Raw genomic sequence first — 25,403 nt, forward strand, 5'->3', positions numbered from 1 at the left:
CGCGCTGGCCTGGCTTTCGGTGCGGGCGCTCAGATCCTGGTTGCCTTGGGCAATTTCAGCACTGGCGGTAGCGACCGATTCGCTGCCTTCGCGGACATGGGCCACGATCTTGGCCACGTTGTCACGCACCGCCTTGATGCCGTGCATGATGCTGGCGTTATCACCCGGTTTCAGCACAATATCGACACTCATATCGCCTTGGGCCATGCGGTGTGTGATGGCATTGGCCTCATTGGGCTCGCCGCCGAGTTGCTTGACGATGCTGCGCGCGATCATCAGGCCCACCCCCAGCAGGATGGCGGCCAGAACCAAGGCACCCAGGCCCGACTGGATCGCCCGGGCCAGGATGGCCGAGTCCACGGTGTCCACATAAACGCCAGAACCGACAATCCAGCCCCACGGGGCGAAGCCCTTGACGTAGGAGACTTTCTGCACCGGCTTGTCACTGCCCGGCTTGGGCCACATGTAGGGCACATCGCCAGCACCGCCGGCCTTGACGACATTCACCATCTCCACGAACAGGCGCTTGCCGGTCGGGTCCTTGTTCTCGGTCATGTCCTTGCCGTCCAGCTCGGGCTTGATCGGGTGCATCACCGTGTTGGGATGCATGTCGGTGACGAAGAAGTATTCGGCGCCGCTGTAACGCAGGGGTTTGATGGCCTCCAAGGCACGCTGCTTGGCCTCGGCCTCGCTCATCTTGCCCTTGGTGGCCTGGTCATGAAAGTGAACGATCAGGCCATGCGCGATTTCCACAGTCTGGCGGACACTGGCTTGTCGTTCCTGCATGAGCATGGTCCGTTCAGTGACCATGAAGAAAACCAGCAGGAGGGCCAGACCGGCGATGGCACTGGCAATCAGCAGCCCCAGTCGCTTGGCGACGCTATAGGAAGAGAGTCGAAACATACGGTTTCGCCGGTACAGCCGAGGATCGCCCGGCAACAATATAAGTTGATACTGATATCGGCCTGTTTCTTCCTTCCCTGAATACAGCAATGCGCGCAGCCCCCTCTGTGGAAGACACTGCGCGCATCCAGACTGTCTGACTAAAACTTGAACAGGTACGAGACGTACGTGGCTAGCTTATGACTAGTCCAACATACGTGAGGGAGTATAGAAATATGTCACCCTCGTGACAAGCCAGTAAAGCAGTTTTGCCATAAATGATGGCAATAAGTAAACATACTGTTTTAATGCGCCACAAAACAGCATCAATTAACCGGTTTGCGTGCGAAGACGCCCACGCCGGTGGCAAGCCTGAGCGGGCTTTCGGCGTGAGGAGACAGATCGGTTGCCGGGTGATCAGCAGCGGTGATCAAGCCCGGCGCACACGGCGGGCAAGCAGCCCCAAGCTCAGCAGACCGATGGCCACGAAGCACAGGAAGGACCAGTTGGCGATGGAGCCACCGAGGAAGGTCCAGTCCACGGCCGAACAGTCGCCACTGCCCTTGAAGATCATGGGAATGGCACGCTGCAGCGGGAAGGTTTCGATCATGCCGTAGAGATCGCGGCCGCAGCTCACCACCTCGGGTGGGTACCACTGCAGCCAGCTCTGGCGTGCGGCGACGAAGGCCCCCAAAGCCGCCAGCACGACCAGCAGCACGGCGCCCACGATCTGCAGGCCTTTATTGCCAGTTGAGGCCGTCAATGCAGCGAAAAGCGCTATCAAAACAAGAGCGTAACGCTGCACGATGCACATCGGACAGGGCTCCAGCCCCACCACGTGCTGTAAATACAGGCCAAAGGCCAGCAGCGCAGCGCAGCCCAAGGCAATCAGGGCGAAGATCCGGCGGGGGTAAGTGTCAAGCAGCGTGAGCAAAATCCTGGTTTCCTTCCACGAAGACGCGGGCCTTGCGCGGTGTCAACACCAGCACATCGCCTTCCTTCAAATCGAGTTCACGGTATTGTGACGCAGGAATCTGCGCCTCGATCACCGCTTGGTCCCCGGGTTGGGGCGCGTCTTCGGGAATAAGTTCCAGCCGTGCGATCGGGCCCACCACAATGGCGCGGCTGAGCCGGGCCACGATGCCCAGCGGCCTGCCCGCTGTGTCAGACGTTTCTGCCTTGTAGCGCTGCACGTCAAAGTCATGCGGCCGCACATAGGCAAAGGCCTTGGCATCCTCGGCGTCGCGGTGCTCGGGCGAATCGAGTCGCACGCCCTGCTGGCCGGCACCGATCACCACCTCGCCCTGCTCCACCCGGCCGTGGAACAGGTTGACGTCGCCCAGAAAACCGTAGACGAAGGGGCTGGCCGGCTGGTCCCACACCTGCTGCGGCGAACCGATCTGCTCGACCCGGCCGCCGTTCATCAGCACCACGCGGTCGGCCACTTCCAGCGCCTCCTCCTGGTCGTGCGTGACGAAGATGCTGGTCACGTGCAGCTCGTCGTGCAGGCGGCGCAGCCAGCGGCGCAACTCCTTGCGCACCTTGGCGTCGAGCGCGCCAAAGGGTTCGTCCAGCAACAGCACCTTGGGTTCCACCGCCAACGCGCGCGCCAAGGCGATGCGCTGGCGCTGCCCGCCCGAAAGCTGCGAGGGGTAACGATCGGCCAGCCAGTCCAACTGAACCAGGCTCAGCAGTTCATGCACCTTGGCCTTGATCTGGGCTTCGCTCGGGCGCTGGCTCCTGGGCTTGACGCGCAGGCCGAAGGCCACGTTCTCGAACACGGTCATGTGGCGAAACAGCGCGTAGTGCTGGAACACGAAACCGACCTGACGCTCGCGCACATGCACGTCGGTGGTGTCTTCGCCACTGAACAGGATGCTGCCCTGATCAGGTGTTTCCAGCCCGGCGATGATGCGCAGCAGCGTGGTCTTGCCGCAGCCCGAGGGGCCCAGCAGCGCCACCAGTTCACCGGACTGGATGTCCAGGCTGACATCACGCAGGGCGTGGAAGTCGCCAAACTGCTTGTTGACATTGCGGATTTCGATGCTCATGGTTGTCTTTCAGCGGGCCGGCACGGCGGCCGCAAGCAGGGAGGGCCGCTCCGGCGGCAGTTCAGCGGCAGCCTTGAGTTCGCGCTCGTGCCGCCACTCGACGATGGACTTGATGACCAGGGTGACCAGCGCCAGCAACGCCAGCAGCGAGGCCACCGCAAAGGCGGCCACCGACTGGTACTCGTTGTAGAGCACTTCCACGTGCAGCGGCATGGTGTTGGTCTGGCCGCGGATGTGTCCCGAGACCACCGACACCGCACCGAACTCGCCCATGGCACGCGCATTGCACAGGATGACGCCGTAAATCAGGCCCCACTTGATGTTGGGCAGCGTCACGTGCCAGAAGGTCTGCCAGCCACTGGCACCCAGCACGATGGCGGCCTGTTCTTCTTCATTGCCCTGCGCCTGCATCAGCGGAATCAGCTCGCGGGCGATGAAGGGAAAGGTGACGAACACCGTGGCCAGCACGATGCCGGGCACGGCAAAGATGATCTTGATGTCGTGCGCGGCCAGCCAGGGGCCGAACCAGCCCTGCGCGCCGAAGATCAGCACGTAGATCAGGCCCGACACCACGGGCGACACCGAGAACGGCAGATCGACCAGCGTGGTCAGGAAGGCTTTGGCACGGAACTCGTACTTGGCGATGGCCCAGGCGGCAGCCACGCCGAACACCAGGTTCAGCGGCACCGCAATGGCGGCGGTGATCAGTGTCAGGCGGATGGCCGCCCAGGCGTCGGGCTCCTTCAATGCTTCCCAGTAGGCGTCCCAGCCCTTGCGCAGCGCCTCGGTGAACACGGCCGCCAGCGGCAGCACCAGGAACAGCAGCATGAAACCCAAGGCAAGGCCGATGAGCGTCCAGCGCACCCAGGCAATCTCGGACGTCGAGGATCGAACCGGGGAACGCCGCGGAACCGGCTTCGCCGGGCTGCTGGCGTTGTCCCCTTGAGGGGATGACGAACTCGCAGAGCGAGTTTGGCTCAGGGGTGTATTCATGATTTTTTACGCTGCCAGGCCTGCAGGGCGTTGATGAGCAGCAGCAGGATGAAGGAAAAGACCAGCATCACCAGCGCCACGGCGGTGGCGCCGGCGTAGTCGTACTGCTCCAGCTTGCCGATGATGATGAGCGGCGTGATCTCCGACACCATGGGCATGTTGCCGGCGATGAAAATCACCGAGCCGTACTCTCCGATGGCGCGCGCAAAGGCCATGGCAAAACCGGTCAGCAAGGCCGGCGCGATGGACGGAAAAATCACGCGGGTGAAGGTCTGCCAGCGCGTGGCACCCAGGCAGGTGGCGGCCTCTTCCAGCTCCTTCTCGGCATCTTCCAGCACCGGCTGCACCGTGCGCACGACAAAAGGCAGGCCAATGAAGATGAGCGCAATCACCACACCCGCCGGCTTGAAAGCCAGCTGGATGCCGTGCGGCTCCAAGTACTGGCCGACCCAGCCATTGCCAGCGAGCAAGGCCGTCAAGGAAATGCCGGCCACGGCGGTGGGCAGCGCAAACGGCAGGTCCACCAATGCATCGACGATCTTCTTGCCGGGAAAGGAATAGCGCACCAGCACCCAGGCCACCAGCAGGCCGGCTACGACATTGACCAGCGCCGCCAGGAAAGAGGCGCCGAACGTCAGGCGGTAGGACGCCAGCACACGCGGCGAGCTGACCGCAGCCCAGAACTGCTCGAAGGACAGCGTGAAGGTCTTGAAGAACAGCGCTGACAAGGGAATGAGCACGATCAGGCTCAGGTAGAGCACGGTGAACCCCAACGTCAGGTTGAAGCCGGGCAGCACGCGGCGTGGCGCACGTCGTGGCAAGGCAGCCGCCGGCAGCGGCAGCGGCAGCGAAGAAATTGCAGTATTCATGGTTTCTTTTCGTGGGCCACCGCGGAACCGGCTTTGCCGGGCCGCTGGTGGCGCCCCCTTGAGGGGGAGACGCCGAAGGCGTTTCGGGGGTGGGTCATTTCACCGTGTAGAGCTTGTCGAACTGGCCGCCGTCGTTGAAGTGCACCTTTTGCGCTTCACCCAGGCTGCCGAAGTAGTCCTGCACTGTGAAGAACTGGATCGGCTTGAAGGTGGCAGCGTATTTCTTCAGGATGGCCGGGTTGCGCGGACGCAGTGCATGCTTGGCGGCAATTTCCTGCGCTTCATCGGAGTACAGGTAGTTCAGATAAGCCTTGGCGAGTTCGCCTGTGCCCTTCTTGGCCACCGTGCGCTCGACCACCGCCACAGGGTTCTCGGTCACGAGGCTGCTGGACGGGTGAATCGCATCAACCTTGCCGGCACCGAACTCGCGGTCCACCGACACCACTTCGGATTCGAAGGTGATCAGCACATCGCCGATGTTGCGCTGCAGGAAGATGGTGGTGGCATCGCGCCCCCCCTTGGCCAGCACCGGCACGTTCCTGAACAGCTTGCCCACGAACTCGGCGGCCTGTGCGTCGGTACCGCCCTTCTTGCGCACCGAACCCCAGGCCGCCAGGTAGGCCATGCGGCCGTTGCCGCCGGTCTTGGGGTTGACCACGATCACCTGCACGCCGGGCTTGATGAGGTCGTCCCAGTCCTTGATGGCTTTCGGATTGCCCTGGCGCACCAGGAACAGCATGGTGGAGGTGGTGGGCGAGGCATTGTTCGGGAAGTGCTTGGCCCAGTCAGCCGCCACCAGGCCCTTGGAGGCCAGGAACTCGATGTCGGTGGTGGTGTTCATGGTCACCACATCGGCGTCCAGGCCGTCGGCCACGGCGCGCGCCTGGGCGCTGGAGCCGCCGTGGGCCTGATCGATCTTGACGTCCTTGCCGGTGGTCTTCTTGTAATGGGCCGTGAAGGCGGTGTTGTAGTCCTTGTAGAACTCCCGCGCCACGTCGTAGGACGCATTGAGCAGCGTCTGGGATGCTACAAAATTGCTAGCTGTCAGCGCAACAGCGGCAAGGGAAAGAGTGGCAATTTGCTTGAATTTCATGGTGCGTGAAACCGGTTGTTGCGGCGTAGGTAGTTATTGTCCGGAGGGAAGCTCCGAACCCAAACGATTGTTTTGTGCTTAGTTAATAACCAATGTGACTAAGCACAGAAGCAGAGCCTGTTCACACTCGTTTCTCAAGTGTGAACAGGCCCTAGGCGGCGTGCAGAGAGGCGCTGGGCTCCGGCTGGGCTGCGGTCTTGGCCGCCGCACTGGACACGGGGGTCAACCCGCCCTCGCCCACCAGCGACTGCAGCAGCGCCACGCCCAGCGGCCATTCGCCGTGGCCGGAGTCGACGTTGATGTGGCCGGCATCCGGCACGCGCACGAATTCGCTGCCCCAGTTGCGCGCGTAGGCCCCCGACAGGCGGATCGGGCAGAACGGGTCGTTGCTGCTGGCCACCAGAATGCTGCGGTACGGCAGCTTCTGGCATGGCGCGGGCGCGAAATCGGCAAGCACCGCGCGGCGCTCCGGGTCGGCCGGCGCCACCAGCAGCGCGCCCTGGATGCGTGAGGTGACTTCGGGCGGCAGATGCGTGACAGCGATGCAACCCAGGCTGTGCGCCACCACCACCACCGGCCCCGGCTGGGCTTCGATGGTACGGCTGATGGTGTTGACCCAGGCCGCCCGTTCCGGTGTCAGCCAGTTGTCCTGCTGGACCCGCACGGTGTGCGCATAGCGCTCGGCCCACAGGCTTTGCCAGTGGCCCGGGCCGGAGTCACGCCAGCCGGGAACGATGAGGATGCGCAGATCGCTTGCCATTTTGGGTAACCGCGCTGGAGTTCAGCGGATTCGCCTCGCTTCGCCATGATGCGCTCGCAAGCTGCGGCCGTTTCTTGGTCCGTCAGAGTAATGTTGAGCAGGCCAGCCGATTCGGCCACGGCTTCACCCACCATGTCTTCATCAGGGGTGAAGCCATACTCTTCCGAGCGCTGAAGAACGTCATTGACGACATCGTCCACATCGGGATTCTCGTAAATATGCTCAATTCCAAGCTCTCGGAGAGCAAGAACTGCTTGAACATACTCCGGGACATCCGTTGGCTTCCATTCCGGCGCGTTGTTCGCCAGATCCCGCTCGATGTGGCGCAGCAAGTTTTGCAGCGGCTCAATGAGCACGTTTGTGGTTTTACCCATTTTCCTAGCCTTTCCGAGACTCACTGGAAATGGATTCCTGCAAATCAGTGATCGCCTCGTTACCGAGTTCGACCAACCGATTTTCAAGACTCTTTGCCGTTGCGGTCCCGAGTTCGTCAGGCGAAAACAGGACTACTGCATAGCCTTCACTTCGAAGCTCTGAAATGAGCTGGCGAGGATTCAGCAAAGGCTTCAACAGTTTGTGCAAGCCAGTGGCAACTTCATCGCCCTTATCTGCCTTGTTGGCAAGGTACCCCTCAATTGCCTTGAGGGTGTGCTGTGTGGTTTCTAACATTTCCTTTAACTCCTGCTTGAAGCCCAAGGAAAATGAACATGCCCGACCGGGCGATTGTTCGCCCTGGGCAGTTGTTTGATTTGACCGGCATGCGGTCAGTGTTGATAGGCTGGCATAGGCGAATTTGCCGACCAGCATTTGGCATAGCCAAAGTGACTTGATTCTATCTGCATGAGCGGAAGTTGTGTCTTTTTGCGCTACAAACGGATTCAAGACCCGGATGCTTTCAGCATTAAAAGACCGTGGAGCATGATTTCGTGTCCCCATGAAAAAACCGCCAGGTTCCCGAAGGAACGCTGGCGGTTTCACATTGGCAGTGGTTACAGCACAGGCGGTTTGTCCTGGCTGTCCATTTCCGGCTGATCGAATGCAGATGTGTCACTCGCTCCGAAGATGGCCTTCAGGCACTTCGGCGTCCAGTACAGATCCAGCTCGAAATCGTTGGCGAGCAACTCTTCGATACTGATGTAGCCGGCTTCCGCTTCGGACATTTCCCCGCTGAGGCAGACCTTCCCAAAGGCCTGCGCCTGGCGAAAGTCATTGTTCTCGGGGTCGCCGGCATCCTTCTCCGTTACCCAGGCATCGGCCGAGCCGAGGAAGTAGTGCAGCTGCACCACGGCATCGTCGCCCTGGTCCTGTGTGGCGTACGTCACCGGCATCGCTTCGATGTGGGCTTTGAGCTCAAGGATGAGCTGGACCATCCAGTCGGACTCTTCGCCCTGGAGGATCTGCTGCATCGCCCGCCGCTGGCGCACGCTGATGAATTGCGTCAGGATGCCCTCTTTCAGGGCTTCGCTGGCCACCAGCCTTGGCTCCATGCTGCTGAGCATCTTGGCAACCCATTCTTTGGGAGTGACTTGTTCAGTCATGACTTGTTTCCTTTCTGGAGGACCACCGAGTGGTCCAAATTGACTTTTCGCCCAGTGCCATTCACATGACGGAGACGATGCGATCCCGGTTGACGGTGTGCTCGCGCAGGCGGTTGGCGGCCATGTACTTGACCCCTTCGGCAATGTCGAACGGAACCGAGCACGTGTTGCACAGGATCTTGCCGTCGACGAGGCGAATGGTGTTGTCTTCCCACACCACTTCGTAGTAGGAGGGCAACGGCACGGATCCCGCCTTCTTTTCGTCGTCGGCGTTGCCGTCCAGATCAAGCCCAACCGGTGCCGCGGCCAACTCCATGAGCTTTTCCGCACGCGGATTGCCGATGTAGTTGGAACGCACGATGGCGAAGGCCTCCAGGAGGATGGGCATCATCTTGTGGGCGAGCACGATGAATTCGGAGTTCGCCTTGACGTCGTAGCCGCGGTTGCGGAACAGGTTCATCTCGGCGACGATGCCAAACTCCTTCGAGTCGGCCGCCTTGATGGAGAGGCTTTCCTTGCCGCCCGTGTAGGCAGCACTCCACTCCCCTGGCGCCGAACCCTTGTAGGCATCGACCAGCTTGGAAAGACCGGGCAGATTGGCGAACTGTTGGTACTCGACCATTTGCGTGGTGGCGGCACCCTGGTGATTCGTATGGTTCAGCATGCTGCTGCTCCTGATTTTGCGGAGCTACAACTTGCCCCTTGCGGGAGCTGTGTAGCTTTCCCGCGAGGGTTGAAGAATTGGCCGGCTGGCGGCCTGTTTGATGAGGCTGGCACTGGCGCTAGTGCGCCGGTCAGCAATCGGCATGAGCCAATTTCGTGAAATTCTAGCCAATGCCCCGGTGAAATGGTGTTTTTATGTCAGCTTCCCAGGTTCTGGATGGCTCGGCTGTACCTAAGCACCAGGCTCTTGGCGACGTCGGCTGGCAGCAGAGCCAGTCGCAACGGATCTGAGTTGTCCGCCAGATCCTCTTTCTTGATGAGGACGGCACGCGGTTCAACCTTGATGCCCTGGATGTAATCGGCATAGGACTGGCCGTCTCCCCGGCTCAGCACCACGATCAGGGCAATGGCCGGCTCCGGAACTCCGGCGAGGCGAAGTCCGCCAACCGTCGTTTTCTTGTCTTCTAGTGCATCATGCAGTAGCGAGGCGATCTGCTGAATGAGGTCGCCGCCAGCGGTCATTACGCGCAGGCACACACGTGTCAAATGCTCGATGTAGGGGCGGCCGGCTTTGTCCACCTGCCCCGCGTGCAGTTCGGATGCCAGCTGGTATGCGGACAGGAGATCCATGGATCCCGGCGCAGGAGTTGCCATTCAGGAGACCGTCGTTTCGTGACCCCGCGCATCGCGTTCCAGAGGGGCGTCATGGTATCCATGAACGGCGACCTGGTGCAGATAGACGGGCAGGAATGCTGCAACCGAGCCGGCTGCTTCGTATTGGTGGACGTGTCTCAGCTCGTGCGACACCAGGCGCGTCGTCCAATGGCCCTTGCAGATCACAATGCCATGCCCGAAGGTCATGCCCGTGATGTCCGGGTTGAACAGGCCGGTGACCATGGCTGCTTGCCGCAGTTCCTCATTCTCCGGCATGGGAATCCGATCGACCTCCAGAATGCGTACATCTTCCGGCCGGCCGACGCCGACAATTCGCGCCACGGTGACCATCCGGGCGGTCAATGGCTGGCCGCGGGCAAGAATGTCCTTTTCCATGGCTTCGGCCCATCCGATCGCCTTGGGCAGCAAGGCCGGTAAGGCGGCCAACAGTTCATTGTTTGTCATCATCTACTTTCGATGTTTCAGCTATCAGGATTGTGTTGCAGAGGATCCTGCCGACCATGCAGCAGTATCCTCGTCGTCATCTGCGTCGCACCCCTTGCCGAAGCCAAGGACAGTCGCAAATCTGACTGAAAGTTGGTAGCCATGCTCGATAGCCGGCGGAGCATCCAGTACGGGGACATCAGCATCGGGATGGACCGCCTTGAATAGATACGCCAGCGGGTTGCGAACGAATCCACAGCGGGCTGTGCCTTCATGCATTTCCAGTGCCATGCAGGGGCCCTTCGTGCTGTGCAGATACTCTTGGGCCAGTTTGCAAGGCTCCACGCTGCAGCAGTAGCCGCATCCATTGCACGTCTCGCCGAATTTTGGTTTCGGGAGAGCTGTCTGGCGATTCAGTTCCACATGATGTCCCGTTTGCCTAAATTACCCTTCAACGTTTCTTCGCTTCAGGCCGCTGTCGCCGCCGTCACCTGGCTATTTTGCAGCCAAGCGCGAACGTTGCCGGCGATGTCGCGCATATCCTGTGCACTCAAACCCTCGTGTTCGCTACGATGGAAGCTCGTCTCGAGGTCCAGCGATTCATCGACCATGAGGGGCGCGCACAGCATGCGCCCGTCGCGGCCGATGTAGTAGCCCCAGCCGCCAACCTTGGCGATCTGACCATCGGACTTGAGCAGGTGTTGCTCCAGTCTCGATTCTGCGGCGTCGAGTTCCTCCCAAGCCGCTTTTTCATCGGGTGTTGTGGCCCATTGGGAGATGGTTGCCGGCATATTTCCTCCATGCTGTTTAGTTGTTTCTTCCGTTTCAAGACTACCAGGGGAACCCTTCACGTCAAGATGGCCCCTCTGCTGTAGCCCATTCCTTACCTGCCAATGAAAAACGCCGCCAGCAGATGCTTGGCGGCGTTTTCATGCCCGGTTTAATGGGCGGATGGCTTACTGGCGAACCCGCACCCGCATGACGGGGCGGTCTTCGACGGATCCGATCTTCCAGGAATAGGTCCCGAACAGACCGAAGAGAGACGGCTTGGACGTCGCGTTGGTCGAAATGACCTCGGCGTTCTTGGGCAACGACACATCGAGCTTGCCCTCGATCTTGAGCCCCAGCTTGGCGAGCTCATCCTTGTCCTTGCCGTTGAGGCCGATCGAGGAGATGTTGATCACGCCGTCCTTGTCGGTATAGACCTTGAGCACGTCGAGCACGTCGGCCTGCTGGCCTGCCTTGCGCTGGCCCTGGATGTCGAAGTCGAAGCGGCCGTCACCGAGGTACTTGGCCTTTTTCACATCCGGCCGCTGCGAAAGGCGCTCAGCTTGCGCTTGGAGATCCTGGTTCGTTTTCGCGCTGGGCGACTGCCCGGTGCGCTTCATTTCCATGGCGGCAGGAACGAATGCGGTTTTCCCCTGATAGGAAAAGCTGTAGCTCGCGTCTTCGTTGATCTTGATGGAAGCCTGGAAATTCTCCGGCAGGAAGCAGCCCGACAGCAGCACGGTGGCGGCAAGGGCGGTGATTGCAGAAATGAGTTTTTTCATGATGAATTCGTGGTTTTTTGTTTGATGGAAGACCCAGGGCTTGTGAGCCCCGGGCTTGTCTTGTGGACGTTGGTGCCGGCCTCAATGGCATTCGATGCCGGCGGCGGTCAGGTCCTGGCACATGCCCTTGCGGGTGTATGCCGGGTCGTTGCGCGTCTTGTGAATCACCTCACGCACGGTCAGCATGCGCATGAGGTTGCCGTCGGACGGGATGCCGCTATCGAGCCCCAGTTGCCCGAGGATCTGACGGCTCTCGTCGGTGGCACCGAGCGCAGGCGTTTCGTTGGTCAGTTCGTTGAGCAGGCTTGCCGGGTCGAACTCATCGGCGTGGACGACCTGGAGGTCTTCCTTGCGATGCGTCCCGGGGCCACTCTGACGGCTTGCAACGGGGGGTGGGATCATCCCAGCGAGTTTTTCGGACAGAACCCGCAAGAGCGGGGTCTCATCATTGAAACTGGCACTGTGATTGGTTTGCATGGTGGTTCTCCGAAAATACGGGAACCACAGCCCTTCGGGACGTAGTCCCGGAAGGGTTGATGAAAAGGCTGAGTGCCTCAGCTGGCGTCGCGTGCCAGAGGCACAACGATTGGTCGCATTCTACGAAAGCTTTAGCCGGCGGTGTTTTTTTCCGTTCCGGCGCCACCGGCGCCTTCCGGTTTGATCGAAACGCCCGCGCCCCGGGGCACCAGGATGAGCTCCATGCCCAGCCGCTCTGCGAGCATCAGCAGTGTCGAAACGTTGCAATCCTCGCGCCCGCTGAGGGCGCTGTAGATGGACAGGGCGCGTAAGTTCGTCTCCCGCGCGAGGTCCGTTTCGCTCAGACCGCGCTCTTCCATGGCCAGGCGCAGGGCGTCGGCCAGGTATTTCATGCTGGTGTTTTGTGTCATTTTTGTACAGGTGCCAAGTTGGCGGGTCCTATTTTGCTGGATTCCATGTGCAGGACTACTGCAAGGCGCGGACAGCTTCCAGGGCCTCTTCAATCCGCTCCACGGCAATGACCTGCATGCCCTCGATCGGCTTTTTCGGCGCATTGGCCTTGGGCACCACCGCATGCGCGAAGCCGAGCTTGGCGGCCTCCCGCAGGCGTTCCTGGCCCCGCGGCGCCGGCCGCACCTCCCCTGCCAGCCCCACTTCCCCGAAGGCGACGAAACCCTCCGGCATGGCCTTGCCCCGCAAGGAGGAGGTGATGGCCAGCAGCACGCCCAGGTCCGCTGCCGGCTCGCTGATCTTGACGCCGCCCACCGCATTGACGAACACGTCCTGGTCGCCGCAGGCCACGCCGGCATGCCGGTGCAGGACCGCCAGCAGCATGGCCAGGCGATCGCGCTCCAGCCCCACCGAAAGTCTGCGCGGGCTGGGGCCGCCGGCGTCGACCAGCGCCTGCAGCTCCACCAGCATGGGTCGCGTGCCCTCCATGGTCACCATGACACAACTGCCGGGGACCGGCTGGGGGTGCTGGCTCAGGAAGATGGCGCTGGGGTTGCTGACGCCCTTGAGGCCCCGCTCCGTCATCCCGAAGATGCCGATCTCGTTGACCGAACCAAAGCGGTTTTTGATCGCCCGGATGAGCCGGTAGCTGCTATGGGTGTCGCCCTCGAAGTAGAGCACCGTGTCCACCATGTGCTCCAGCACGCGCGGACCGGCCAGGGCACCTTCCTTGGTCACGTGGCCGACGAGAATGATCGTGGCTCCGGTGGCTTTCGCGCAGCGCGTCAGGTGGGCCGCACATTCGCGCACCTGGGCCACGGATCCCGGCGCCGACGTGAGGTGTTCCGAGTACACGGTCTGGATGGAGTCGATCACCACCACTTCGGGCTTGTCGATGGAAATCACGCCGAGGATCTTCTCCAGCTGGATTTCCGCCAGAACCCGGACCTGCGACTTGTCCAGTCCCAGGCGCTTGGACCGTAGAGCTACCTGGGCGCCGCTCTCCTCGCCGGTCACGTACAGCGTGCTCATGCCCGAGCGTTGGAGAGCGTCCATGGCCTGCAGCAGCAGGGTCGATTTGCCGATCCCGGGGTCGCCGCCGATCAGCACCACGCCCCCTTCGACAATCCCTCCACCGAACACACGGTCGAGCTCCTCGATCCCCGTGGGTGTCCGGCTGATATCCGTTGCTTCGATGTCCGCCAGCGGCATGACTTCACTTGTGCCGGCCAAGGCCGAGAAACGGTTCTTGGCGGGCGTCCCGGTGTCGGTCGCGGTTTCGATGAGGGTGTTCCATGCTCCGCAGTGCGGACACTTGCCCAGCCACTTCGAATTGCTGCCGCCGCACTCCGTGCAGGTGTAGGTGGTTTTTTCTTTTGACATGCTCCCACCATCTCATGGAACCGCGCTGAGTCAAGTCCTTGCTTTGCGCTCGGCTCCGGTACGGGGTAGGATGGGTTTTCCATTCGACATCCCAAATCAGAAAGTTCGAAATGCCCAATCTTGGATCGCTGTTGAGAGACGAAATTACCCGTTTGTCGCGCAAAGTCATCAAATCCGAGGTCTCCAGCCTGCGAAAAGCGTCTGCACACTACAGATCGGAAATTGCCGCCTTGAAGCGCCGGATTTCCGGGCTTGAGCAGCAGCTGCGGCGCGTGGGCAAGTCGGCCAAGGCGATGTCCCCACCTGCGGTCGAAGAATCATCTGCGCGCACCGGTTCCATTCGGCTCAGCCCGGCAGGCCTGGCCAAGCACCGTGTCCGTCTTGGGCTGACCCTCAAGGAGGCCGGCGCCCTTATGGGTGCGTCGGCCTTGACGGTCAGCAGGTGGGAGAAAGAAGGTTCCGGGGTAGTCCCGCGTGGCAAGTCACTACTGGCGATCGCGGCTTACCGCAAGTTGGGCCGGCGCGAGGCTCGTGCCAAGCTGGAAGCGATGGGGCTGTAATCCAAGGTCCCGGCTATCCTGCCGTCTTAGGCCGCGGCCGTTCAGCACTCTGCCTTGCTTTTTCTTCCAAGGGCTCTATCACATCGGCCATGAGGCGTTCACCCGTGGCCTGCAGCGCTTCAAGACGTACGTCCATTGATGCCAGCAATCCGCGTGAGCAGGTGATGTGCGCCTGGTGCAAGTCATCGGGGCTGGCGAGGAGCTCGCGCAGGCCGGTGCCGGCGCGTACAGCCAGTTCCGGGGCTTCCATTGGGTATCTGACTTCCAAGGCCTCGGCCCATTTCTCCGGCCAGGTTTCCAGTTCCTGGGTGGTGGTCAGGTAGGCCAGTGCCAGAACCCTGCCGAGATCCTTGTTCGACCGTTTGATCCCGCCTCCGAACTGATCGCCGCTCATGACTTCTGCCCCGATTCGGGGATGGTGCAGGAGGTTGGCCAGCGCCATCATTTCCGGGCTGGCGATGTAGATCCCGAACTCGGTGATCAACGGCTTGTGCTCGACCAGCCCCAGGTAACCGAAGCTGCATAACGTAAAGTGCCCGTAGCGGGTTTCCAGACGGACAAGGTTACGGCCGCGCGTTGCATCAGGCCTCTCTTCCGGCGCACCGAGCAGCTCGATGAACCATTCATCGTTTCCGGGGGGATTGAGCCGTACGAGAGGCAACTGTTCGAGCGGCTGCTCCGGCTTGCCGGGGGCTGGCCAGTCTGTCGATTCCCGGTATGTCCATTTTGCGTCGAAGAGCTGCTCGGCGACACCTCTTGCCATCACAACGGCCTTGGCACTGGGCGCGAACATGCAGTCCACATCCTTCGTGCGCAGGGTTCGCCCTTCATCGGTGCGGAAAAAGTGGTATCCGGCCGCCAGGCTGCCGATGATGATGACGTGCTGATGACAATCGGCCGGAATCGCCTTGGCAACTTCGGACAGGATCTGCACGGGCGAAATCAGGTCGTTCATCGGTGGTGCTCCATGCTCTGTTTTCTCTTCCTGTCCTCGATCATCGCATTGAGCATCTCCTTCGCTTGAGCGTCCAGACGCAGCTCGTACAGATCGGCCAGGCACTCTACCGGGTCCGCCCATAGTGTGCCGTCCTCGCCCATCTCGAACCGGCTGTCGGCCCGTGTGCCCAGGAAGTGCACGGCGATGGCGCCCGTCGCCCCCGGCTCGGTGGCGCGTACCAAGCCGGCGTCCAGTTGCCGGATGAATCCCAGATCGGCGCTCTTTTCCGTGCCCTTGACCGTCAGATCCAGGCGGACGCTGCCGCTGATGTCGAGCTTGGGGTAGTAGCGCTTGGCCCCCAGGACCCCACCGACAGCGATGTCGTCACGCCCCAGTTTCGTCAGGCGCCGCGCCATTTCTTCCGGTGTGCGGCCGTGCCCTCCCGGACTTGAGAACACCACGGTCTTTCGATCTTCCTGCCGGCCGACCACCCATCGACTCCATTCCTCCCAGGGAAAGCGCTTGAGCTCCACCCTCTTGTCGGAGCGCGGCTCCAGGATGCCCATGCCTTGCAGTTTGGCCAGGACATTGGCGACAGTGGGGTAGCTCGCGCCAGCGGACTCCTGAATCGCGGACCTTGTCAGCGCACCCTCGTGCTTGAGCCAGTTCAGGATCAGGAGCGAGAAAACGGACTGCTGGGTTGCCCCCGGGATGCCGGGACGGGAACCTTCGTGGCGCACCAGGTCATCGAGCCACTGCTTGAACTGCAGGTCGATCCCGAAGCCGTCACTGATCCGGCCGTCAGAAAACCTCTGCACAACGGCAATTCGCGATGCGATGTCCGGACGCATCACGTCGTTGACGAGCCTGATTTCCGCGGAGAGTCGTTCGGGCGTGATTCTCGTGTCGGAAAGGACGCAGACCGCCCTCTCCTGAGGATGTTTCGATCTGGCCAGGACATACGCCAGGCCCATGATGTTGCCGCGCAGGTCCCGCAATGTGTGACCGGTGACCACCTTGACCCACCAATCACGCCACTTGCCATCGGGCTCGAAGCCGATTTCACGGCGAATAGGGCGAGCGTCTTCCTCGTCCGTGCTGTGTGACCCAGAAATCAATTCGTTCATGGCGGACGCCTCTATAAAGGCGCGACTTAATATTTAGTCGCGCCTTTATTCTATGCAAATCAAACTAAAGGCGCAACTAAATCTTTAGTCGCGCCTTTGACTGTGTGGTGACGTCATTACCGGATCCGGATCGGGAATGGCCAATGAGGATCGGTATTCTGGTGTGGGTGGGCGCCTGGAGCTGCGGGCGGAACCACCGGGGTGGCAGCTGTCAGCTTCCTGGCCAGCAGGCTTCCCGCTCTGGTCGGGGCGTATCCCTTGGCCTTGTCTCCGTCGATGGGCGCGATCAGCTTGAGCCCGAAGAGAACCAGGGCATGTTGCGGGTCGATCCGAGGCCTGGCTGCAGGTTCTGCTTCAACCAGCCTGATCAGCTCCTGCGCTTCGTCAGTGCTGAGCAACTCATTTCCCATGATCCGCCCTCGCCTGACGCCGGATCCAGCCACGGCACCACTTGAGTGCCTCGGTTTCCAACTGGGATATCGAGCGGCCATCTGCTACCGGTAAAGGCATTTCCTGGGCGATAGGAACCCCTGGGTACCTCTCAGCGAATTCCGTCATCCAGCGGCGCACTCGTGCATCATCGGGCGCCGGCAGGGTCCAGTGGTAGTGAAATCGACGCTGTACAGCACGATCAAGAAGCTCCGGGTGGTTTGTCGCGCCGATCAACACCACGGAGTCAGGGAGACGGTCCATTTCGAGGAGCAGTGTCGAAACGATCCGGCGCATTTCGCCGATGTCCTGGGTGCCGGCGGTACCGCCCCGTGCTGCCAGCACCGTTTCCATCTCGTCCATGAAAAGAACGCAAGGCCGGCCTTCCAGGCCCCGGAACACACTTGCCAGCTTGCTGCCGGTTTCTCCCAGGTGCCGACTGATGATGTTGCTGAAATCCACCTGGAAGATGGGAAGGTCCAGGGCCAGTGCCATCGCGCCGGCCAGCGTAGTCTTCCCGTTGCCCGGCGGGCCGATCAGCAGCGCACGATTGCCGAGCGCCACTCCATGGGCACTGAAGTATTCCTTGGCGGCGCAGTCTTCCAGGAATTCATCCAGTTCCTCACGCACCTGGTCCGGCAGGTCAACCTGATCTGTCCGAAGCTTCGGCTCAAGTTGGAGCAAAAGCCCGGCGAGCTGGGGCGGCAATTGAACCTCGTTCAGCGCGCTTATACCCCGTAGGCTCTTTTCTTTCTGGTCGATCTTCTTGAGCAGCAGGCGGCGCAGATTGGAGGTCTGCCCTTCGTTCGCGGCGATGACCTTGCAGGTGGTCAGCGCCCGCTGGACGTCTCCGTCGAGAGCGGCGGCGGCTAATGTGAGCACGTCGTGATATCGGGTCATTGGGCGTGGAGCGTGGATTGATTACAGGTGGAGTGGCTGCGCGTGTTCTGTTCCATTCAAGAATCTCACGTGATGGCCTCCTGTCAAGGCCCGTACCGCCGACCATCCGGCACGGGCAGCGCACTGCAGCCGCTTCTTTGCTCCCAATTTCGGCCGCGCTGACACAAATTCACTTGGAATTGCCCCCAAGAGCTATACTTCGCCCGTTTTGGCCCTGTCCAAACCGCTGGCTCCATGCCAGCCCTTTCACTCGATCACTAGCTGATCATTCAATCACCCCGCCGGGAAAGCTCATCCCGGACCGGGGTCGTGCTTCCCGGCTCTTTCTTTTCTGGAGAGTCAAATGGAAGCAACCCAAGAAATCAACGTCGCCGAACAGGAAGTTCGCGCGAGCACGAACGAGAAGAAGTTCTTCGCTTCGATGAAGCACCTGTTCGCCACCAGCTTTACCGTCCTGGCTGAGCTGATGCAAAACGCCCGGCGTGCCGGCGCCACTGTCATCGCATTCGACTTCGACCCTGAGCGCAAGACGCTCAAGATCACGGACGACGGCTGCGGTACCCATGTCATGCCAGCGATTGACCGCTATCCCGGACCGAGAACCCTTGCCGCCTAGGCTCGATTCCTGACAAGAGTCGCAACTAACTTTTTCGCTTGCCGGGAAGCAAGCGTCCTGAGCCGGTAGTTGGCTCACCCTTAGCGACTTCATCTGTTGTATGTCAAGCTGGATTCAAGCGCAGCCGCCCGCTCAGATAACATCCGCCGAATCGGAGAAAATGCTAATGGCACTCAGTTATTCTTGAATCCGTATGTCCGACTCGAATCAAACGCCGCTGGACCGCGTCCGGCTTCTAGTAAGTCGCCTTTACATTGGCTTTATGGGCTCTGCGAAGGGGCGTAGAGAACCCACAGACGGCCGCAGCGTTTGAAATCGGAGGAGACGCTGCCTATTCTTGCTTCAAGACAGCCTGCAAAAGCTCTTGTTTGGGGAGCGTCAAATTGCTATCTCTCCATAAATGGAGGATGACCATGAAGAAACGGACAGTTCTTTTTGTAGTTTTGCTGAGCTTGGCCTTGGCGCGGTTGCCGCTCGCGGGCGCGACGATTCGAGGCGACCATGCCTATGCCGGGAAAGAGCCGGCCGGCTCGGCAATTACCCCTAGCCCGTCGTCTGCCGTGACGGCCGGATGCTGGTCTCTGTGCCAAGCCTCAGTGATTGGTGCGCGGCCAATTGCCCAAGCGCAGCCAATTGCGCGAAGTGGGATCCAAAGGCAGCGCCGGACGACGCCCCCAAAATAGGAAGCGGTTTGATTCGGCTTATTGCTTCGCGCAGGTCTGAAGGCCGAAGTACAGCGTCACGGCGCCGACGCCGATTGGCAGCGCGGCTCTGACGAGCAGCGGCAGCTTCAGCCAGGCGGCGAACCATGGATTGCTGGGGCGGAAAGACTCCGCAACGAGATAGAGCACCATGGCGGCGAAACTGATCAGACTCCAGTACGCGGCCGCCATCGATGGCGGCTTGCCCCGCCAGAGCCAAAGCAGGCCGATGACGCCCAACACGCCTGCTCCCCCGACAACGAGTACAGGAAACCATTTGAGCAGGCGCCCAGCCTTGGGCCTAGCGGTGGCGGAGACGTTGGTATACATATCTTTACATTTCCTATGGTAGCCAGAGTCCCTGAAATCTCCAAGGAATAAGTCCCGAAGCCAGCCCAATTTAGCCAGGTAGCCGTCGCCCGTTCGCGCTTTGTCGGTCATAAGAACTTGCCTGGTTGACCGTGCTGCGTCGCACAATTACAATCCCGCCGTCATCAACTTTCGGGGTTTCTTGTGGGTAATGGTTCCAGTGACAGTAGTCGGTTGAGTTTGCGCTCGGCTGCCTGATCGGACCCCGCACAGAAATCTTCTGCGCAGTGGCCTTTCAGGCCGCTTGCTCCTGATCCCGAGTCGTCGGGATTTCTCTCTTCCAAGCTGTTCTTCTAAGCATTGCCAAGCTGCTGGGTGGCTTGGCCTTCGCCTGGATGAATCACATCCCCGCGGTCTCTCCCTGTTCACCACAGGAGAAGGAACATGCGGTTCGTCTGCAAATTCGTACTGCTCTGGGCTTGCCTGCCCTACGCATGGGCGGCTGATGCCGGGCCCGATAACTGGCTGCGCCTGCCTGGGGGCGATTCGCCGTGGCGCCTTCATGGCGACGTAAACCTGATCGGTCAGTTTCACGATAGCTTTCCCAGTCTGTACGAAAGCACGCCCGACCAGGGCGGCAACAGCTTGCAATCGGCGCCCGAGCGTTCGCAGACCACCATGCTGGGGCTGAACATTGGCTATCGCAACTCCAGCAATACCGAGTTCTGGTACCGGGCCGAGGCGATTCGCGGCGTAGCGCTGAGCGATGCAGGAGGCTTGGCTGGCCTGACCAACAGCGACCTGCAGCGTGTGATCCAGCCTGATTTCATGTACTACACGGCCTTGGCATACGTGCGGCACCGGTTCGACCTGGGCGGTAGCTCTGCCGACCTGGAGGAGGACAACATGCACTTTGCCCAGGCAGCGAAGTCCCGGCGCTTTACCTTGACGGTCGGCAAACAAGACCTGCTGGGCATCTATGACTACAACAGCTACGCCCATAAGGGACCCAACGGTTTCCTGAACTGGTCCCTGATGACCAGCAGCGCGTTTGACTTCGCGGCCGATGCCCGGGGCTACACCTTCGGTATCACGGGCGAACTGGCATGGGACGACTACAGCATTCGATTCGGCCGCTACCTCATGCCCGTCTTGCCCAATCAACTGGATCTGGATTTCGAGGGCTGGTGGAAGAACCGTGTGGGCTACAACCTGGAATTGGAAAAGCGCTGGGCGACTGGCGCCGTCCGACTGGTCTGGTTCTCCAACCGCATGCGCCTGAGCACCTATGCCAGCACGGCCAATATCGCCAGCATCGACAGTGGCTTTGATGAGAACGGCGCCAATCCCCGGATCGACCGCACGAAAACCGGAGTGGGTTTCAACATCGAGCAGGTCTTGGCACCTGCGCTAAGCATCTTCGCGCGTGGCATGACGACGCACAGCGACGGCGAGACCATGGCCTTCACAGAAGCGGATTCGAGTCTAAGCGCTGGCGTCGTGGCCCAGGGGCAGGTTTGGGGGCGCCCGTTCGATGCGGCTGGACTGGGGTTTTCCAATCAGTATGCGAGCGCGGACCGGCAAGCGTATCTGGGGCGGGGTCTGTATGCCTTGTTTATTGGCGATGGCCCCAATCCCTACGGACCAGTTCGCTACGGTAATGAGCAGATCATCGAGGCGTATTACCTGATTGGTCTGAGCCAGCAGACCCACCTGACGCTGGATTGGCAGCGTATCACCAACCCGGCCTACAACCCGGACCGAGGTCCGGTGGATGTCTGGGGACTGCGCCTGCACATGGAATTTTAAGGAAGCCGCCGACAGACTGCGATTTCGTCAAATTCGCTAGGCATACTCGCTTTGCGACTGGATCTTGAATGGTTGAATTGACTCGCTGAAATGGCGAATCACCCCATACGTGAGGGCAAAAGAATGAACTTCAGTTTCTTGAAAGAATTTTTCGCCGGCTTTGTTCGGGCCAGGCATATGGGCAGGCACTTCCGCAGGCTCGCCTTGTTCGAAGGGCTTACGCAGACAGAAATCAGTCGAGATGTTCCGCCCGCGGTCACCAGGCTACTGATTGACTCGTCTCTTGCCGACTCCAGCGCCCTCTACAGAAAGTTCTCAAGTAACCCGGAAGGGTTGACAGATGCGCAAGCCGATGTCATTCGAGAAGAAGTCGGCTTCAACGAGGTAGACCATGAGAAGCCGCTGCCCTGGTGGGTGCACTTTTGGCATTGCTACAAGAACCCCTTCAATCTCCTTCTGACCCTGCTGGCCGGGGTGTCCTACGTTACGGAGGATCTGAAAGCGACGGTGGTGATCAGCGCAATGGTGGTCCTGTCCACCCTGCTGCGCTTTTGGCAGGAGGCGAAATCGAACAAGGCTGCGGACGCCTTGAAGGCCATGGTCAGCACAACGGCGACCGTGATTCGACGGGACATCTCTGCCGATGCCGCGTCTGATGCGGGGAGATATTTTGGTGTCCAGCTCCACGTCAAACCGGCGCACCGGGCCGAGCTACCGATCAAGCTGCTGGTGCCGGGCGACATCATCGTTCTATCGGCCGGTGACATGATTCCTGCCGACTGCCGTGTCCTGTCGGCGAAAGACCTCTTTGTTTCCCAGGCGGCCATGACGGGTGAGTCTATGCCGGTTGAGAAGTTCGGTCACTTGAGCGATGGAAACGTCATCGGCGTCCTTGAGCTGGACAACATCCTGTTTATGGGGACTAACGTCGTTTCCGGCTCTGCCACCGCGATTGTGCTGAGTACGGGCGGGAGCACGTATTTCGGTGCGCTAGCGGGTCGTTTGACCACCACAGATCGTGCGCCAACGTCCTTTCAGGCCGGTGTCAACAAGGTTAGCTGGCTTCTGATTCGGTTTATGTTCGTCATGGCGCCGCTGGTTCTGCTGATCAATGGCGTCACCAAGCATGACTGGATGGAGGCGTTGCTGTTTGCGCTTTCGATAGCCGTTGGCCTCACTCCGGAAATGCTGCCGATGATTGTCACGTCGACGTTGGCAAAAGGGGCGGTACTGATGTCGCGCCGAAAAGTCATAGTCAAGCGCCTGGACGCCATCCAGAACTTTGGAGCCATGGATGTCCTGTGCACCGACAAAACAGGGACGCTGACGCAGGACAAGATCTTCCTGACCAGGCATGTCGACGTCTGGGGTGAGGAATCCGACGAAGTGTTGGAGATGGCGTATCTGAACAGCTACTACCAGACTGGATTGAAAAATCTCCTGGACGTTGCGGTCCTGGAGCATGTGGAAGTGCACCAGGAGCTCAATCCAGCCAGTAACTACCGCAAGGTAGACGAGATTCCTTTTGACTTTACACGCCGGCGCATGTCGGTGGTTGTGAGCGAACGCGAGGATCACCACGAGTTGATTTGTAAGGGAGCCGTGGAAGAGATCCTGGCGGTCTGTAGCCGAGTCCGGCATGGCGAAGTCCTGGAGCCGCTCAGCGAGCAGCTGTTGCGCAAGATCCGGGCCGTCACGGAGGACCTCAACGAAGAAGGGCTACGGGTGGTGGCGGTTGCCACCAAAGAAATTCCGCCAACGCAAGAGGTCTACGGTGTTGCTGATGAGCGCGACTTGACGTTGGTCGGCTACGTTGCCTTCCTTGATCCACCCAAGGAATCCACCGCGCCCGCGATCAAGGCGCTGGAAGAGCATGGTGTCGCTGTCAAGATTCTGACGGGTGACAACGAACTGGTGACAGCGAAGATCTGCCGCGAAGTCGGTTTGCAGCAGCATGGGGTATTGCGTGGCAGTGATGTCGAGCGCATGAGCGACCAGGAACTGGCCGTCGCTGTCGAGAAGAATAATGTCTTTGCAAAGCTGACGCCTTCGCAGAAGGAGCGCATTGTTCGCATGCTGAAGACCAACGGCCATGTCGTCGGCTTTATGGGGGATGGAATTAACGACGCCCCTGCCTTGCGAACGGCTGATATTGGAATTTCAGTCGACACCGCCGTCGATATCGCCAAAGAGGCTGCGGACATCATCCTGCTGGAGAAGAGCCTGATGGTTCTGGAAGAAGGGGTGGTCGAGGGGCGCCGAACCTTCGCCAATATGTTGAAGTACATCAAGATGACAGCCAGCTCAAACTTCGGGAATGTCTTCTCCGTCTTGGTAGCCAGCGCATTCATTCCATTCCTTCCCATGCTTCCCATGCATCTGCTGGTGCAGAACCTGCTCTATGACATCTCCCAAATTGCCATCCCGTTTGACCACGTAGACGAAGAGCTGGTGCAAAAGCCGCAGCGTTGGCAGCCCGACGACATTGGGCGCTTCATGGTGTTCTTTGGCCCTATCAGCTCGATCTTCGACATCACGACCTACGCCATGATGTGGTTTGTATTTGGCGCGAATAGTCCCGGAAGCCAGACCCTGTTTCAGTCGGGCTGGTTTGTAGTGGGTTTGCTGACTCAGACGCTGATCGTGCACATGATCCGTACACCCAAATTGCCGTTCATTCAAAGTCGGGCCGCCACGCCGCTTTTGCTGACGACGGGCATCATCATTGCCGTAGGGATCTTCTTGCCCATGGGGCCATTTGCAAACTATTTCAAACTGCAGGCGCTGCCGCCGCTGTACTTTGCGCTGTTGCCCCTGATCTTGCTGGCCTATATGGGCTTGACGCAAGCCATGAAAGGGATGTACGCCCGCCGCTACGGGTGGCAATAAGGAGATCGAAATGGAAGCAATTCACAACATCAACCTGAGTTCACTGCTTGACACGCTGGTTAGCTTGACTACTGCGTTCTTCTTGGGCGGATTAATCGGTCTGGAGCGTCAATACCGCCAGCGTACGGCTGGTTTAAGAACCAATGTGCTGGTCGCGGTGGGCTCTGCGGTCTTTGTAGATCTTGCCAATCGGCTAGATGGCCACGCCGGTGGGGTTCACGTGCTGGCGTATGTGGTTTCCGGGATCGGCTTCCTGGGAGCCGGAGTGATCATGCGCGAAGAAGGCAATGTGCGTGGCCTGAACACCGCAGCAACGCTTTGGGCCTCAGCTGCGGTCGGTGGGGCGGCGGGAGCTGATCTGATTCCAGAGGCCGTGGTGGCGACTTTGTTCGTGTTAGCGGCAAACACCCTGCTGCGCCCTATCGTTAATGCAATTAATCGCAAGCCGCTCGATGACGCGTCCGTGGAGGTCACGAATACGGTCTACGTGATCGCGGAGCGCAGCCATCAGAAGATTGTGATGTCGCAGCTTGAGGGAGAGTTGGAGCTTAGCAATCACCCGGTTAGAGACCTTGATCTGCATAGTTTCGGCCAGAACGAAGTCGAAATCGAGGCGACTCTTGCGGCTACGTCCGTAAATGGAGAAGAGCTGGATGCACTCGTAGACCGCCTTGCCGCCTTACCAGGCATACGCCAAGCATTCTGGAGCGCGAGTACAACCGAGTAGTGGCCGACGTGCCCCCCAGCTTGCGGACCTACCTCCTCACGCGTCATTACAGGGGGAGGGAATTTTCTTGCAGCAAGGTCAGCAGCTATCAATAATTCTTCTTGCCGCGGTAGGCCCCCAATGTCGGCTGGACCGCGGAAACCGGTCGTTGCGTTGGCGATTCCGCTTGTTGCGAGATGACTGCTCTTGGTCTAAAACCGTTGGGCAACGACGCGGTCACCGACGGCAGCAACCGCTGCCGACCGGCCAGCGGGGCATCGACGCCGGCTTAAGGCTGGGAGCTGTCGTTGAAATCCAATAAACCAGCGACTGCAAACCGCCTCATTTAAGCCATTGTCGGTAGGCGTCCGTTCACTTTAGTCCCGTTCTTCTCGGCCGACACCTCGCCCAATTCGCCCTGCTCGCTCGTCGGGCTCTACGCGCGGATCGCGATGACATTCCACGCAGTTCTCGAAGTTCTGTATACCTTCCTCGACATGCTCGGCTCGAATATTTTCCTGCGAATGCTCATGGCAGCCGTAACAGGTGTACTGGTTATAGTCGTTGTTCTTGTGGCAGGTATCGCAACTGGTTGCATGATCGCGATCTAGGG

28 protein-coding genes and 1 pseudogene are annotated in these 25,403 nt (G+C 60.1%); 5 read left to right on the top strand and 24 right to left on the bottom strand.

What is annotated here, in order from left to right:
* The 19 genes from CDE01S_RS15685 to radA all read right to left on the bottom strand — a co-directional run.
* The coding region (locus tag CDE01S_RS15685; protein ID WP_174525478.1) for a cache domain-containing protein at positions 1-903 on the bottom strand (903 nt) is incomplete at its 3' end.
* A 409-nt stretch (positions 904-1,312) separates the two neighbouring features.
* Positions 1,313-1,819 (bottom strand): disulfide bond formation protein B, encoded by a 507-nt coding sequence (locus tag CDE01S_RS15690; RefSeq protein ID WP_066709684.1) that lies wholly within the window; start codon positions 1,817-1,819, stop codon positions 1,313-1,315.
* Positions 1,800-2,933 carry a sulfate/molybdate ABC transporter ATP-binding protein gene (locus tag CDE01S_RS15695; protein WP_066709686.1) on the bottom strand — a complete coding sequence of 378 codons (1,134 nt, stop codon included), beginning with the start codon at positions 2,931-2,933 and terminating at the stop codon, positions 1,800-1,802. The genes CDE01S_RS15690 and CDE01S_RS15695 overlap by 20 nt, the downstream gene beginning before the upstream one ends.
* 9 nt (positions 2,934-2,942) lie before the next feature.
* Positions 2,943-3,926 (bottom strand): sulfate ABC transporter permease subunit CysW, encoded by a 984-nt coding sequence (cysW, locus tag CDE01S_RS15700; protein WP_245636197.1) that lies wholly within the window; start codon positions 3,924-3,926, stop codon positions 2,943-2,945.
* Complete coding sequence (gene cysT / locus CDE01S_RS15705; RefSeq protein ID WP_066709689.1) at positions 3,923-4,795, bottom strand: sulfate ABC transporter permease subunit CysT; 873 nt, start codon at positions 4,793-4,795, stop codon at positions 3,923-3,925. Before cysT ends, cysW begins: the two co-directional genes overlap by 4 nt.
* A gap of 94 nt (positions 4,796-4,889) precedes the next feature.
* Positions 4,890-5,888, bottom strand: a complete 999-nt coding sequence (locus CDE01S_RS15710; protein WP_066709691.1) for a sulfate ABC transporter substrate-binding protein — start codon at positions 5,886-5,888, stop codon at positions 4,890-4,892.
* Between the two features lie 151 nt (positions 5,889-6,039).
* Complete coding sequence (locus CDE01S_RS15715; RefSeq protein ID WP_245636199.1) at positions 6,040-6,636, bottom strand: RBBP9/YdeN family alpha/beta hydrolase; 597 nt, start codon at positions 6,634-6,636, stop codon at positions 6,040-6,042.
* Positions 6,525-7,022 carry a hypothetical protein gene (locus CDE01S_RS19080; RefSeq protein WP_245636198.1) on the bottom strand — a complete coding sequence of 166 codons (498 nt, stop codon included), beginning with the start codon at positions 7,020-7,022 and terminating at the stop codon, positions 6,525-6,527. Before CDE01S_RS19080 ends, CDE01S_RS15715 begins: the two co-directional genes overlap by 112 nt.
* Positions 7,023-7,026: 4 nt before the next feature.
* A complete protein-coding gene (locus CDE01S_RS18555) occupies positions 7,027-7,530 on the bottom strand; it encodes a hypothetical protein (protein WP_157077151.1) in 504 nt (167 codons plus the stop codon).
* A 107-nt stretch (positions 7,531-7,637) separates the two neighbouring features.
* On the bottom strand, positions 7,638-8,186 hold the full coding sequence (locus CDE01S_RS15730; RefSeq protein ID WP_066709704.1) for a hypothetical protein: 549 nt from the start codon (positions 8,184-8,186) through the stop codon (positions 7,638-7,640).
* Between the two features lie 61 nt (positions 8,187-8,247).
* Entirely contained in the window at positions 8,248-8,850 is a 603-nt protein-coding gene (locus CDE01S_RS15735) for a hypothetical protein (protein WP_066709710.1), read from the bottom strand.
* A 197-nt stretch (positions 8,851-9,047) separates the two neighbouring features.
* Complete coding sequence (locus CDE01S_RS15740; RefSeq protein ID WP_066709713.1) at positions 9,048-9,479, bottom strand: HD domain-containing protein; 432 nt, start codon at positions 9,477-9,479, stop codon at positions 9,048-9,050.
* A 24-nt stretch (positions 9,480-9,503) separates the two neighbouring features.
* The gene (locus tag CDE01S_RS15745; protein ID WP_439648679.1) at positions 9,504-9,971 is read right to left on the bottom strand and encodes a hypothetical protein; all 468 of its coding nucleotides are present in this window, start codon (positions 9,969-9,971) and stop codon (positions 9,504-9,506) included.
* A 21-nt stretch (positions 9,972-9,992) separates the two neighbouring features.
* Positions 9,993-10,238: a hypothetical protein gene (locus CDE01S_RS18560; RefSeq protein ID WP_157077152.1), complete on the bottom strand. Its 246-nt coding sequence runs from the start codon at positions 10,236-10,238 to the stop codon at positions 9,993-9,995.
* 176 nt (positions 10,239-10,414) lie between these two features.
* The gene (locus tag CDE01S_RS15755; protein ID WP_066709718.1) at positions 10,415-10,738 is read right to left on the bottom strand and encodes a hypothetical protein; all 324 of its coding nucleotides are present in this window, start codon (positions 10,736-10,738) and stop codon (positions 10,415-10,417) included.
* Positions 10,739-10,903: 165 nt separating this feature from the next.
* On the bottom strand, positions 10,904-11,497 hold the full coding sequence (locus tag CDE01S_RS15760; protein WP_066709721.1) for a hypothetical protein: 594 nt from the start codon (positions 11,495-11,497) through the stop codon (positions 10,904-10,906).
* 81 nt (positions 11,498-11,578) lie between these two features.
* Positions 11,579-11,974 carry a hypothetical protein gene (locus tag CDE01S_RS15765; RefSeq protein WP_066709724.1) on the bottom strand — a complete coding sequence of 132 codons (396 nt, stop codon included), beginning with the start codon at positions 11,972-11,974 and terminating at the stop codon, positions 11,579-11,581.
* 131 nt (positions 11,975-12,105) lie between these two features.
* Positions 12,106-12,366, bottom strand: a complete 261-nt coding sequence (locus CDE01S_RS15770; RefSeq protein WP_157077153.1) for a helix-turn-helix domain-containing protein — start codon at positions 12,364-12,366, stop codon at positions 12,106-12,108.
* A gap of 73 nt (positions 12,367-12,439) precedes the next feature.
* Complete coding sequence (gene radA, locus CDE01S_RS15775; RefSeq protein WP_066709730.1) at positions 12,440-13,807, bottom strand: DNA repair protein RadA; 1,368 nt, start codon at positions 13,805-13,807, stop codon at positions 12,440-12,442.
* 110 nt (positions 13,808-13,917) lie between these two features.
* On the opposite strand from radA, the gene CDE01S_RS15780 reads away from it, so the two are divergent.
* A complete protein-coding gene (locus tag CDE01S_RS15780; RefSeq protein ID WP_157077154.1) occupies positions 13,918-14,367 on the top strand; it encodes a hypothetical protein in 450 nt (149 codons plus the stop codon).
* Between the two features lie 13 nt (positions 14,368-14,380).
* On the opposite strand, the gene CDE01S_RS15785 is transcribed toward CDE01S_RS15780, so the two are convergent.
* From CDE01S_RS15785 to CDE01S_RS15800, 3 genes are all read right to left on the bottom strand, one after another.
* Complete coding sequence (locus tag CDE01S_RS15785; protein ID WP_066709734.1) at positions 14,381-15,322, bottom strand: hypothetical protein; 942 nt, start codon at positions 15,320-15,322, stop codon at positions 14,381-14,383.
* On the bottom strand, positions 15,319-16,431 hold the full coding sequence (locus tag CDE01S_RS15790; RefSeq protein ID WP_066709736.1) for a hypothetical protein: 1,113 nt from the start codon (positions 16,429-16,431) through the stop codon (positions 15,319-15,321). Before CDE01S_RS15790 ends, CDE01S_RS15785 begins: the two co-directional genes overlap by 4 nt.
* Before the next feature lie 399 nt (positions 16,432-16,830).
* Entirely contained in the window at positions 16,831-17,760 is a 930-nt protein-coding gene (locus CDE01S_RS15800; protein WP_066709740.1) for an AAA family ATPase, read from the bottom strand.
* A 343-nt stretch (positions 17,761-18,103) separates the two neighbouring features.
* On the opposite strand from CDE01S_RS15800, the gene CDE01S_RS15805 reads away from it, so the two are divergent.
* Positions 18,104-18,376: an ATP-binding protein gene (locus CDE01S_RS15805; RefSeq protein WP_066709742.1), complete on the top strand. Its 273-nt coding sequence runs from the start codon at positions 18,104-18,106 to the stop codon at positions 18,374-18,376.
* 701 nt (positions 18,377-19,077) lie between these two features.
* Here CDE01S_RS15805 and CDE01S_RS15810 read toward each other — a convergent pair.
* On the bottom strand, positions 19,078-19,407 hold the full coding sequence (locus CDE01S_RS15810; RefSeq protein ID WP_157077155.1) for a hypothetical protein: 330 nt from the start codon (positions 19,405-19,407) through the stop codon (positions 19,078-19,080).
* 423 nt (positions 19,408-19,830) lie between these two features.
* Between CDE01S_RS15810 and CDE01S_RS15815 the strand changes: the two genes are divergently transcribed.
* From CDE01S_RS15815 to CDE01S_RS15825, 3 genes are all read left to right on the top strand, one after another.
* The gene (locus tag CDE01S_RS15815) at positions 19,831-21,195 is read left to right on the top strand and encodes a carbohydrate porin (RefSeq protein WP_066709746.1); all 1,365 of its coding nucleotides are present in this window, start codon (positions 19,831-19,833) and stop codon (positions 21,193-21,195) included.
* 123 nt (positions 21,196-21,318) lie between these two features.
* Complete coding sequence (mgtA, locus tag CDE01S_RS15820; RefSeq protein ID WP_066709758.1) at positions 21,319-24,084, top strand: magnesium-translocating P-type ATPase; 2,766 nt, start codon at positions 21,319-21,321, stop codon at positions 24,082-24,084.
* A 10-nt stretch (positions 24,085-24,094) separates the two neighbouring features.
* Positions 24,095-24,811: an MgtC/SapB family protein gene (locus CDE01S_RS15825; RefSeq protein WP_066709750.1), complete on the top strand. Its 717-nt coding sequence runs from the start codon at positions 24,095-24,097 to the stop codon at positions 24,809-24,811.
* Between the two features lie 356 nt (positions 24,812-25,167).
* Here CDE01S_RS15825 and CDE01S_RS18875 read toward each other — a convergent pair.
* A pseudogene (locus CDE01S_RS18875) lies at positions 25,168-25,403 on the bottom strand (class III cytochrome C family protein); the annotation flags it as partial.

Source organism: Curvibacter delicatus NBRC 14919 (genome assembly GCF_001592265.1).
In the GTDB taxonomy this organism is placed as follows: domain Bacteria; phylum Pseudomonadota; class Gammaproteobacteria; order Burkholderiales; family Burkholderiaceae_C; genus Hylemonella; species Hylemonella delicata.